Here is a 12121-nt window from a genome sequence, read left to right on the forward strand (position 1 = left end):
ATTTTCCCGGCATGATGAGGGAATGGGCAGAAAAATGCTGAAAAAATAGTCAGCAAATATTGTGCTTGTAACCTATGCACAATCCCAACACTCTCGCTGTCACAACCTGGATAAACCAGAGGGGAACAGCATGCGTCATCTGATCGGAATGGCCGTCGGCCTGGCGATTTCAGCCACATCGGCCTTCGCCGACACCGAAATCAAGTTCACGCTCGATTGGAAATTCGAGGGCCCGGCGGCCCCCTTCTTCATCGCGCTCGACAAGGGCTATTTCAAGGACGAAGGCCTGGACGTCACGATCGATTCCGGAGCTGGCTCGCGTGAGTCCATTCCGCGTGTTGCCACCGGCACCTATCAGATGGGCTTTGGCGACATCAACGCCCTGATCAAGCTGATGGATGAAGAGCCCGACCTGAAGGTGAAGGCCGTGATGATGGCCTATGAGCGCCCGCCGCTCGCCGTGATCGGCCGCAAGAGCCTCGGCATCACCGAGGATCCGAAATCCCTCGCAGGCAAGAAGCTCGGCGCCCCGCCGCCGGATGCAGCCTTCGGCCAGTGGCCGGCCTTTGCGGAGGTCGCCGGCATCGACACCTCCAGCATCACCATTGAAAACGTCGGCTTCCCGGTTCGTGAACCGATGCTGGCTCAAGGCCAGGTGGACGGCATCTTTGGCTTCTCCTTCTCCTCCGTTCTGAACCTCAAGGCCCAGGGCGTTCCGGAAGATGACCTCTCCGTCATCCTGATGACCGAAAACGGCCTCGATCTCTACGGCAACGTGGTCATGGTCAACACGGACTTCGCGGCTGCCAATCCGGATGCGGTAAAGGGCTTCGTGAAGGCGCTCGTAAAGGGCTATCTCGATGCCATCGCGGATCCCGCTGCGGCCATCCCTTATGTGATCAAGCGCAACGAAGTCCTGAGCGAACCGGTGGAAGTGGAGCGGCTTCAGATGGCCGTCAACGACTCCATCGCCACCCCGGCGGTAAAGGCCAACGGCTTTGGCGGCGTGGACATGGCCAAGCTCACCAAGTCGATGGACTACCTGAAGATCTCCATGGGTGTCAGCGATACCCCGCCTGCAGCGGAAAAGGTCTTCGATCCGAGCTACCTGCCGCCGGCAGAAGAGCGGATGGTCAAGTAACCTTTCCACAATTGCCTTCCCGGCCAGGGCCGACCGCTTTCGCCCGAGAGCACATCGATCCTGCGCCGGGAGGGTTCCTTCCAGGAACAACAGGAAATTTCTCGTGTCCGGATTCGTTGACCTGCGCAACATCCGCCTGACCTATGGCGGCGGCCCTGACGGAACACTTGCCCTCGACGGGCTGGACATGACGATCCGCAAGGGCGAATTCGCCGCGGTCGTGGGCCCGTCCGGCTGTGGCAAGTCTACCCTCATGAAGCTAGCTACGGGCCTGATGCGGCCTCAGTCCGGCACGGTCGAAGTTGCCGGCAAGGAAGTGAATGGGCCTGTCTCCATCGCCGGCATGGCGTTTCAGAACCCATCCATGCTGCCCTGGCGCACCACACTACAAAACGTCATGCTGCCGCTGGAAATCGTCCAGCCTCACCGTCGCAAACTGTCGAAGGAACGGGCTGCTTATCTGCAAAAGGCCGAGGATCTCCTGTCCCTGGTTGGGCTGAAGGGCTTTGGCGAGAAGTTTCCCTGGCAGCTATCCGGCGGCATGCAGCAGCGCGCAAACCTCTGCCGTGCCCTGATCCACGACCCCGCCCTCTTGATGCTGGACGAGCCCTTCGGTGCGCTCGACGCCTTCACCCGCGAGGAACTGTGGCAGGTGATGCGCGATCTTCATGCGGAGAAAGGCTTCACCACCATCCTCGTCACCCACGACCTGCGCGAAGCCGTGTATCTCGCCGACCGGGTCTTCGTCATGAGCGCCCGTCCGGGACGGGTGATCCTGGAGAAGCAGATCACCTTCCCCCGCCCCCGTCCGATCGACCTGACCTATGAGGCGGATTTCAACGACATCGTCCACGAACTGCGTGGCTACATTGCAGAAGCGAGGGCGGCCGCATGAATGACAAGTGGATCAAGGCAGCCCCGTGGCTCTGGACCATCGGGCTCTTCGTCATCTGGCAGGCAGCCGTCGCAGCTCTCAAGCTGCCGGTCTATATCCTGCCGGCCCCGACAGACATTTTCGCCTCGCTCATTCAGTACTGGCACCCGATCTGGAAGAACTCGCTCCAGACTCTCTTTACAACGCTGCTTGGTTTCGGGCTGGCCGTGGTCGGCGGACTGCTGCTTGGGCTCGCCATCGGCTGGAGCCGGGCCGTCTATGCCGGGCTCTATCCGCTGATGATCGGCTTCAACTCCGTTCCGAAGGTAGCGGTAGTTCCCATTCTCGTGATCTGGTTCGGCATTGGCACCATCCCGGCCGTGATCACCGCATTCCTGATCGCCTTCTTCCCGATCGTCGTGAACGTGGCTACCGGCCTTGCGACCATCGAACCGGAGATGGAAGACGTGCTGCGAGCACTCGGCGCCAAGAAACTCGACATCATGCTGAAGGTCGGCATTCCCCGGTCGATGCCCTATTTCTTCGGCTCGCTGAAAATCGCGATCACCCTGGCCTTCGTCGGATCGGTGATCTCGGAAACTGTCGCAGCCAATTCCGGCATCGGCCACATGATGCTTGCGGCCCAGTCCCAGTTCAACGTGCCTCTCGTCTGGGCCGGCCTAGTCGCCCTCGCGGTGCTCGGCATTGTCATGTATGCGCTGATGGCCTGGATCGAACTGCGGATGACCGGCTGGGCCCACCGGGGCGCAAACCGGCCGTGAAGCCTTCAGCACATAAGAGACAAAAAACCCCGCGCGGCGAAGGCTGCGCGGGGTTTTTCTCTGGTCATGAATGGCTGGAAATCAGTCGTCCATGGCTTCCAACTCGTCAATGATGCCTTCAATCACCGACAGGCCCTTCTTCCAGAAGGCCGGATCGCTGGCATCCAGTCCGAACGGCGCAAGAAGCTCGGAATGATGTTTGGTGCCACCCGCCTTCAGGAGATCGAAATACTTCTCCTGGAAGCCGGTTTCCGCGTCCTGGTAGACCGCATAAAGCGAGTTCACCAGACAATCGCCGAACGCATAGGCATAGACGTAGAACGGCGAATGGATGAAGTGCGGGATATAGGTCCAGAAGGTCTCATAGCCCGGATTGATCTTGATCGCCGGCCCGAGGCTTTCGCTCTGGACTTCCAGCCAGAGTTCGCCGATCCGGTCCGAGGTCAGCTCACCATTGCGCCGCTCCGTGTGGAGCTTGCGCTCAAACGTGTAGAAAGCGATCTGGCGCACGACCGTGTTGATCATGTCCTCTGCCTTGCTGGCGAGCATGATCTTGCGGGCTTCCGGCGTTGACGCCTGCTCCAGAAGAGACTGGAAAGTCAGCATCTCGCCAAAGACGCTGGCGGTCTCTGCCAGGGTCAGGGGCGTCGGCGCCATCAGGGGCCCATTGTGACCAGCCAGAACCTGGTGAACCCCATGACCCAGTTCATGGGCAAGGGTCATCACGTCCCGGGTCTTGCCCTGATAGTTGACCAGCACATAAGGGTGCGCGCTTGGCACCGTCGGATGGGCAAAGGCGCCGGGCGCCTTGCCCGCACGGGCTGGCGCATCAATCCAGTTGCGTTCGAAGAACCGGCCCGCAATTTCCGCCATATCCGGCGAGAACCGGCCATAGGCATCCAGCACGGTCTTGCGGGCCTCTTCCCATGAAATCACCCGGTTGTCGGTCTTGGGCAGCGGCGCATTGCGGTCCCAGGAGTTCAGCTGGTCCACGCCGAGCCATTTCGCCTTCATGGCATAATAGCGGTGGGACAGACGCGGATAGGCTTCCCGCACAGCAGACACCATCGCATCCACCACCTCACGCTCGACCCGGTTGGCCAGGTGACGGCTGTCTGCGATATCAGTGAACTTGCGCCAGCGGTCGGAAATTTCCTTGTCCTTGGCCAGCGTGTTGGTGATCAGCGTGAAGGTCCGCAGGTTTTCCGAAAACGTCTTGGTCAGAGCCTTGGCGGCAGCCTCGCGCTTTGCCGGATCGGCGTCCTGCAGGAAGTTCAAGGTCGGCTCGATGGGCAGTTCCTGGCCTTCGACTTCGAAGGTCAGGGAAGCCATGGTCTCATCGAAAAGACGGTTCCAGGCGCCGCGGCCCGTGACAGACTTCTCATGAAAGAGCTGCTCGACCCGGTCTTCCAGCTGGAAGGGTTTCTCCTTGCGCAGATCAGCAATCCAGGGCGTGTAATAGGACAGCCCTGTGTCCTGGAGCGCCGCATCCATCACCTCGTCGCTGATCCGGTTGAGCTCAAGGGTGAAAAACAGAAGGTGCGAGCTGATCGCCGTGATCTGCTCCTGCACATCGCCATAGAATTTCTGCGCCTTGGGATCGGTCGTATTGCCCGCATAGACGAGACCGGCGAAGGAAATCACCTTGCCCAGCAAGTCTTCCAGCGCCTCATAGGCGCGGATGGCCGTCACTAGTGCAGACACATTTTCTGCGGCCATATCCGCCAGACGTCCCTTGTAGGATGTCTCGAAGGTCCGAGCCCGTTCCAGCCCCTCCTTCAGATCACTGGTGACTTGCGGTGAGTCCATGGCCGGATAGAGGTCCGTGAGGTCCCACTCAGGCAAGGCTCCCAGCGCCTTTGCGCTGGAGCCTGCGGCTGCTGAGCGCAAGAAAGGTTCCTGAAGCATCTCAATCCCTCCGGATCTGGGTCAAACAATTGCTCACCGGTATTCTAGTTCGGAGAATCCGGCATAATTCCAATCAATAGGCTGCGGAAGCTGTTCACCGCAATCAGAACAAGGCGTATTTTTTTACCCGGCTTGGACGATTTGTTTACCGGTCTACAACCAGGATGGTCCGAATTGACACAATCGAGAACCTCCCGGAAAGCAAGATCATGGAATCCACCAGCGGCAAAATTCTGATAGTCGACGACGATCCGATCCAGCGCCGACTGTTGCAGGAAGCCGTGACCAAGTTCGGCTACAGGGCAAAACTGGCGGAAAACGGCGCCGAGGCGGTCAAGATCATGACCGGCCCGGAAGGCGCGGACATCGATCTCATCATTCTCGACATGGTTATGCCTGAGCTGGATGGCATCGGCGCCCTGACCCAGATGCGCGCACAGAAGGTCGGAACCCCGGTCATCGTCCAGACCGCGCACGGCGGAATTGACGCCGTCGTCTCGGCCATGAATGCGGGCGCCCAGGACTTTGTGGTCAAGCCTGTGGGGCCAGAGCGCCTCAATGTCTCGATCCGCAACCTCCTGAAGACCTCGGCACTTGCCGATGAGATCACCCGCTTCCGCAAGCAGGCCTCCGGGACGCTGACCTTTGCCGATATCATTACCCACTCTCCTGCCATGGAGCGGGTCATCAACCTGGGCAAACGCGCTGCCTCGTCGAACATTCCGATTCTGATCGAGGGGGAAAGCGGCGTCGGCAAGGAGATGATCGCCAGCGCCATTCAGGGCTCCAGCGAACGCCGGTCCAAACCGCTCGTCACCGTGAACTGCGGTGCAATCCCCGAGAACCTCGTCGAATCCATCCTCTTCGGCCACGAGAAGGGCGCCTTCACTGGTGCGGTGGACAAGCATGTCGGCAAGTTCCAGGAAGCCCATGGCGGCACGCTGTTCCTGGATGAAGTGGGGGAGCTGCCCTCCGACGTTCAGGTCAAGCTGCTGCGCGCATTGCAGGAGGGCGAGATCGACCCGATCGGCGCACGCCGACCGGTCAAGGTGGATTTCCGCCTGATCTCGGCCACCAACCGGCGCCTGATCGATCAGGTGAAGGAAGGCGTCTTCCGCGAGGACCTCTATTACCGGCTGAACGTCTTCCCGATCTGGATCCCGCCCTTGCGCGACCGGCTGGAGGACATCCCGAGCCTCACCCGCCATTTCCTGGCCCGTTTTGCGGCCGAGGAAGGCAAGCCGCAGGTATCAGGCGTTTCGCCAGATGCCATGGCATTGCTGCAGGCCTATCATTGGCCTGGCAACATCCGTCAGCTTGAAAACACTGTCTTCCGCGCCGTCGTCCTGTGTGACGGCCCGAGCCTGACCGTGGACGACTTCCCGCAAGTGGCCTCGGCAGTGGATACGCCGTCCGCCACCCCATCACGGTCCTATGACAGCCGTCCGGTGGAAACCTCAGCTGCCGCTCACCGGCCCGCCCCCCAGGAACAACAGGAGCCGGTCCGGCGTCAGGCGGCCCCGCAGCCGCAGACCGCAGTCCCAAGCGGCTTCGAGCTGTCCGCGCCTTTTGGCTTCATGCGCAACCTGGACAACGACGGACACATCCGAAAACTTGTGGATGTCGAGGAAGAAATTATCCGGGCTGCCATCAATCACTACTCCGGACGCATGACAGAAGTGGCAAAACGTCTCGGTATCGGCCGCTCGACTCTCTATCGCAAGCTCAAGGAATACGGCCTGGAAGAGCATATCGGCAAAGACGCAGCAGCCTGATTTCTCAAGCATTTCTGCGAAAAACAGCCTCATTCCGCCTTGCGGCGCCACCACAGAATTGCGGACCCAATGTGGTCCGCTTTTTGTTTTTCATCATGATTCAATGTTTTCTGCAGGGCCGTTGCATTTTCGCCACGTTTTTGGCTGAATTAGAAACAGGGTAAAAGGTTCTTAACCGGGGCGGGCTATTGATGTCTCCTGCTGGGGAGCACCGACGGGCCAAGAGCCATCAAGAACGGCGAGACGGTAATTTGCGTAAACGTTTGTTTGGATATGACGCCGTAAGGGGATTGCAGCGTGCAGGGGCATTTGTGTGCCTCCTGCTGGCGATTGCCTTTACCCTTTCCACGGCGGCCCGTGCAGAAACGAGAACGCTCCACCTCTTCAACGCTCACACAAAAGAGCGGGTGGACATCACGTTCAAAAAGAACGGCAAATACATTCCCTCAGGTCTGCGTGACGCGAACCGCTTCCTGCGCGACTGGCGGCGGAACGAGATGACCACGATTGATCCTGAACTTCTGGATCTCGTCTGGGAAGTCTATCAACAGGTCGGAGCCAAGAGCCCGATCCATGTTGTTTCCAGTTACCGGTCCCCGGCCACCAACGGCATGCTGCGCTCCCGCTCCAGCGGTGTAGCGAAGAACAGCCAGCACATGCGCGGCAAGGCCATGGACTTCTTCATTCCGGGTGTGAACCTGGCAACCCTTCGTGCAACAGGTCTGCGCAAGCAGGTCGGCGGTGTCGGCTACTATCCGACCTCCGGCTCTCCTTTCGTGCACATGGACACCGGCAGCGTCCGTCACTGGCCGCGCATGACCCGCAGCCAGCTGGCCAAGGTCTTCCCGGACGGCCGCACCCTGCACGTTCCGACCGACGGCAAGCCGCTTTCCGGCTATCAGCTGGCGCTGTCCGATGAAAAGGCCGGCCGCCACAAGGCTGGTGGCCGCTCTTCCGGCACGCTTCTGGCCAGCGCCTCTGATTCTCCGGCTCCCGCACGCAATAGCACCCGCGGTCAGAGCCTCAGCAACTCCGGCAGCGTAATCCGGCCAGGCGCCGATGTGGGTGGAGAGGATGAGGAAACCGAAGATCAGCCGAGCTTCCTGGCGTCCCTCTTCGGCTCCGGCAAGAACACTCCGGCTCAGGAAAACGCCCGCGTGGCAGCTGTGCGCTCCGGCGACAGTGTTGTGCCTCCCGGTGCAGTTCCCGGCGTCCGCAACTCCGGCGACCGTTCCTCGCCTGCCACGGCAGCAGCTCCGGCCATCGTTGCCCCTCCGGTTCCTGTCCTGAAGGAAAAGTCCGAGCCTGAGGCTGCCCCGTCTCCGGAAGCTCCTGTCGCACCGACGGAAGTGCCTGCTGCCATTGCGATTGCCAGCGTTCTTCCTTCTGCCAAGCCTGCGCTTGCCCGTCCGGCTCCGGTTCAAGTTGCCTTCGCCCCCAACACGCTTGATGCTCAACGCGTCCGCATGGAAAACAGCGGCCCGGCAACCACTCCGGCTCAGGAGGCCGCGTCCGGCACACGGTTCAACGTTGCTGATGCTGTGCCCGGTCAAAAGCCAAGTGGCCAGCTGCTTGCAGCAACCCAGCGTGCTGCCGCCCAGGCGACTGTCTCCGGCAATATTCCGGTTCCGGCCAGCGCACCGGCCAATGACCCGGTCGCTGCAATTCTGGCCGCCACCGGCAAGCCGACTGTCGGCCGGACCAACAATGGCCTTGCACCGGAAACTCTGGCCTATGCCTCGGCAACTTTGACCCCGGCTGCGGTTGCGGCGAGTGCAAAGAAGCCGGCAGCCACCGCCAAGGCCCACAAGCCAGGCAAGGAAGTCGCCCGCTCGGTTTCTGGCCGGATCCCGACCAACCAGATCAAGGACCCGCTGTCCGGCTTTGCAGGCCTGCCTGACAAGTCAGCGCCAATGCTGCTCTCCAGCGACGGCACCATGCGCAACGTGACCCTTGCGTCCCTGAGCCATCCACGCCAGCGCGTGCTGGGCACCTTCCTCGAGCCGGGCAACCGCTTCGTGGCAGGCGGTTTCGGCAAGTTCCCCTATGGGGCCCTGCGCACCGACCGCTTTGATGGTCCTGCCGTCATCGTGCTGCCGGTCACCTTCGCCCGCTAAGGCACAGACACCCGATAGAGCCGGACACCCGGCAATGAAAAGGCCGCCTCACAGGGGCGGCCTTTTTTCTTGATCTGGTTCCAGATCCTGTCCTGCCAAACCGTATTGGGTCGTGGCTGAATGGCCTTCTCAAGGGGGATATGCAAACAAAAAGGCCGCCTTCTCAGGCGGCCTTTGATCATCTGTCACATCTAAACCGATTGAGGGCTTAGATGCTGCCCTTGCCGTCGGAGCCAACGAAAGCGATCCGGAGCATGTTAGTGGAGCCCGGAGTTCCGAACGGAACACCGGCCGTCACGATCACGCGCTGGCCCGGCTTTGCAAAGCCTTCGGTGAAGGAGATCGAGCAAGCACGATCAACCATGTCATCTTCGCTCGCTGCATCAACGCTGACCACACAGTGCAGGCCCCAGGCCAGGGCCAGACGGCGTGCCGTGTTGACCACAGGCGACAGAACGATCAGCGGAGAATTCGGACGCTCACGGGCTGCACGCAGACCGGTCGCACCGGACGTGGTGTAGCAGACGACAGCGGCCAGCTTCAGCGTTTCGGCAATCTGACGGGCAGCAGCAGAAATCGCGTCGGCGCCGGTTGCTTCCGGCTCTGTCCGCTGCGCGTGGATGATGTTCTGGTAGTTCGGATCCTGCTCAACCTGGATCGCGATCTTGTCCATGGTGGACACGGCTTCCATAGGATAGTCGCCGGCAGCCGATTCAGCCGAGAGCATGACCGCATCAGCCCCTTCGAACACGGCAGTCGCCACGTCGGACACTTCAGCGCGGGTCGGAACCGGAGCCGTGATCATGGATTCCAGCATCTGGGTCGCGATCACCACCGGCTTGCCAGCGCGGCGGCAGGCGCGGGTGATCTGCTTCTGCAGGCCAGGGACCTGTTCCAGCGGCATTTCCACACCAAGGTCACCACGGGCAACCATGATCGCGTCGGAAAGTTCGATGATCTCGGCCAGACGGCCAATGGCCTGCGGCTTTTCGATCTTGGCCAGAACGCCTGCACGGCCGCGAACGATCTTGCGGACTTCAGCAATGTCATCCGGGCGCTGAACGAAGGACAGGGCAACCCAGTCAACTTCCTGCTCAAGCGCGGCAACCAGATCCTTGTGGTCCTTCTCGGTCATCGCACTGGTGGCGATTTCGGAGTCCGGAACGCTGACGCCCTTGCGGTTCGACATCTTGCCGCCGACGATCACTTCCGTGACAGCGGACGTATCGGTGCACTCGACGACCTTCAGCTGAACCTTGCCGTCATCGAGCAGAAGACGGTGGCCCGGCTCAAGAGCCTTGAGGATTTCCGGATGCGGCAAGTGAACGCGGGAAACGTCGCCTTCGGCCTTGTCGGAGTCCAGGGTGAATCTTGCACCGTTCTCCAGCATGACCGGACCGTCCTTGAACGTGCCAAGGCGCAGCTTCGGACCCTGCAGATCGGCGAGAATGCCGATCGGACGGCCCACGATCTCCTCGACAGACCGGATGCGCTGAACGAGCATCTTGAGGCGATCATGGTCCGTGTGGCTCATGTTGATACGGAACACATCCGCACCAGCACGATACAGCTTCTCGATAATGTCCTGCTCCGAAGAGGAGGGTCCGAGAGTTGCTAGAATTTTGACCCGCCGGTTACGCCTCATTGCCCACCTGTTCCCTCTTGCACGGGCTCGGTGAGCTGGACCGTCCAGCTACTCTGTTCGCCCGTGTCGATTTCAAAAAATCCGGTTCGCTCGAAACCACGCGCAACACAGTCTTCAATGCCACGGATCGTAAATTCCTTCTCACGCGTGCACATGAAGGCTCGGCCGCCCCATTCGCCAGACTGGTCGTAATCAATGGCATATATGTAATAGTACCGTGACACCAACGCGCCGGGGACCAGCGTTTCACAGGAGTTTGACTCCAGGTTCCACCAGCCCTCGGTGATCCAGTCCGTCTTGTCCTTGTACCCAATGGCAACGCCAACCTTGCTTTCGGTCTTGTTGCAAAGGCGCAAGTCAGCTTTGGCCGTGTCCGAGAAGATTGGATAAAACAGCAGCGACAAGCCCAGCAGCAACGCTGCCCTGGCAACAGAACTCCGTCCGGATGGGAGCCCGGCTTGGCATCGTTCCCCGACCTGTCTCATGAGCAGCTGTTCGTCTCGCGCTTTCTTATGGTTTCCATTAGCTTTTTGCTAGCACGTGCAAGGGATGTCAACGGCGATGACCTCTGCGCCCTAGCCTTTAGTATGGCTTGCGTCCGAAATCTTTGATCCGGACCCGTCCCTTTGCAACTTGCGGAGCCGTTTCGCACCAGAAATGCGGCGGGAACATGGCTGGAGCCGCCACGTCATGTGAAGAGCCGGAAAACAATCTCCCATTGAATTCCCGCCCCTCTCTTTTCCACCGCACCCCACAACCAGAACACACGAGAGAGTTTCAAGGCTCAGTCCGGGAACACGGCGTGGTTTTACGTCCGCCTGATTCGGGAGCTTTCCCGGTTAAACATCTTGTGAACCGGCGATCTATTCACCGGGTCATTCAGCTCAGGAGCGCTCCCGCCGGGGCCGTGCAAACCAGACCCCAGCCAGGATCAAAGCGCCGCCTAAAAACTGCATGGCGGCCAGTTGCTCGCCCAGAACTGCCCAGGCGACAGCTGCCGCCGTCACGGCCTCGAGAAAGATCACCAGAGCAGAAAAGCCGGCAGTCAGACGCCCGAGGGAGAAGGCAAGAAGCCCCTGACCGCCCGCATGGGAGACAAGAGCAATCACAGCAAGCGCAACTGCGCCCTTCAGGCTATGCGGCAGAAGGGTTGGTTCCAGAGCCAGCGCCACAACCGCCAGAATGGCGGATGTGACCAGAGAGGAGCGGAACATCAGCCCACCCGGCCCGAGAGACCGGCGGACATAGCGGGTCGCCAGAATATAGGCTCCAAAGAAAACGGATGTTGCCAGACCATAGGCATCGCCCACAAGGCGATCAGGATCCAGCCCGAGACTGGCCCCGACGAGCCCGGCAGCCCCAAGAAGACAGGCCAGCAGCCCCAACCACATGGGCTTCGTCACCTTCTCGCGCAGGATCATGCTGGAACCGAGCAGCACCCAGACCGGGGCAAGCGTTGCCAGAAAGGTCGCATTGGCAATGGTCGTGTTCAAGATCGCCAAATGCCAGAAGAACAGGTCGCCCGCAAACAGCACCCCCGAAATGACCACCGGCCAGGACCAGCCGGAGAGGGTGCCCTTTCCCGGCTGCTCCATCCGCGCCCAGACCCACAGCAGCGGCAAGGCAGCCGCGACGCGCCAAAAGGCGCTGGCAAAGGAACCAACGTCTGCAAGCCGGACGAAGACCGGCGAAATGCCCATGGCAATCGCACCGGTCAGCAGGGCGGCAAAGGCAATTGCCATTTGATTGGAGCCGGTGGCAGCGTTCGCGCCCGGCGTGTCAGAAGTCATTTGGTTTCAGGTCCGGAAGGCTTGGTTCGGCAGGCAGGTTGGGCTAAATCTAGCGCGGGACGGAGACCCCGTCACTTCTGATTTTCGCT

9 protein-coding genes are annotated in these 12121 nt (G+C 60.5%); 5 read left to right on the forward strand and 4 right to left on the reverse strand.

Features of this window, described 5'->3' with window-relative positions; genetic code table 11:
• Positions 1 to 130: 130 nt before the first annotated feature.
• The 3 genes from BUA94_RS13170 to BUA94_RS13180 all read left to right on the forward strand — a co-directional run bounded on the left by BUA94_RS13170 (position 131) and on the right by BUA94_RS13180 (position 2797).
• Positions 131 to 1141 carry an ABC transporter substrate-binding protein gene (locus tag BUA94_RS13170; protein ID WP_073013621.1) on the forward strand — a complete coding sequence of 337 codons (1011 nt, stop codon included), beginning with the start codon at positions 131 to 133 and terminating at the stop codon, positions 1139 to 1141.
• Between the two features lie 103 nt (positions 1142 to 1244).
• Positions 1245 to 2036: an ABC transporter ATP-binding protein gene (locus BUA94_RS13175; protein WP_073013622.1), complete on the forward strand. Its 792-nt coding sequence runs from the start codon at positions 1245 to 1247 to the stop codon at positions 2034 to 2036.
• A complete protein-coding gene (locus tag BUA94_RS13180; protein WP_073013623.1) occupies positions 2033 to 2797 on the forward strand; it encodes an ABC transporter permease in 765 nt (254 codons plus the stop codon). Before BUA94_RS13175 ends, BUA94_RS13180 begins: the two co-directional genes overlap by 4 nt.
• 81 nt (positions 2798 to 2878) lie before the next feature.
• On the opposite strand, the gene BUA94_RS13185 is transcribed toward BUA94_RS13180, so the two are convergent.
• Positions 2879 to 4705, reverse strand: coding sequence for a M3 family oligoendopeptidase (locus tag BUA94_RS13185; protein ID WP_073013624.1), 1827 nt, complete (start codon positions 4703 to 4705; stop codon positions 2879 to 2881).
• Positions 4706 to 4914: 209 nt separating this feature from the next.
• Between BUA94_RS13185 and BUA94_RS13190 the strand changes: the two genes are divergently transcribed.
• Both BUA94_RS13190 and BUA94_RS13195 read left to right on the forward strand, forming a co-directional pair.
• Entirely contained in the window at positions 4915 to 6480 is a 1566-nt protein-coding gene (locus tag BUA94_RS13190; RefSeq protein ID WP_073013889.1) for a sigma-54-dependent transcriptional regulator, read from the forward strand.
• Between the two features lie 320 nt (positions 6481 to 6800).
• The gene (locus tag BUA94_RS13195; RefSeq protein ID WP_408011945.1) at positions 6801 to 8597 is read left to right on the forward strand and encodes a peptidoglycan L,D-endopeptidase MepK; all 1797 of its coding nucleotides are present in this window, start codon (positions 6801 to 6803) and stop codon (positions 8595 to 8597) included.
• A 208-nt stretch (positions 8598 to 8805) separates the two neighbouring features.
• On the opposite strand, the gene pyk is transcribed toward BUA94_RS13195, so the two are convergent.
• The 3 genes from pyk to BUA94_RS13210 form a co-directional block, all read right to left on the reverse strand.
• Positions 8806 to 10242, reverse strand: a complete 1437-nt coding sequence (gene pyk / locus BUA94_RS13200) for a pyruvate kinase (RefSeq protein ID WP_073013626.1) — start codon at positions 10240 to 10242, stop codon at positions 8806 to 8808.
• On the reverse strand, positions 10239 to 10727 hold the full coding sequence (locus BUA94_RS13205) for a DUF1036 domain-containing protein (protein ID WP_073013627.1): 489 nt from the start codon (positions 10725 to 10727) through the stop codon (positions 10239 to 10241). Before BUA94_RS13205 ends, pyk begins: the two co-directional genes overlap by 4 nt.
• Positions 10728 to 11126: 399 nt before the next feature.
• A complete protein-coding gene (locus BUA94_RS13210; RefSeq protein ID WP_073013628.1) occupies positions 11127 to 12032 on the reverse strand; it encodes a DMT family transporter in 906 nt (301 codons plus the stop codon).
• Between the last annotated feature and the right edge of the window lie 89 nt (positions 12033 to 12121).

This window comes from Roseibium suaedae (assembly GCF_900142725.1).
GTDB lineage: Bacteria > Pseudomonadota > Alphaproteobacteria > Rhizobiales > Stappiaceae > Roseibium > Roseibium suaedae.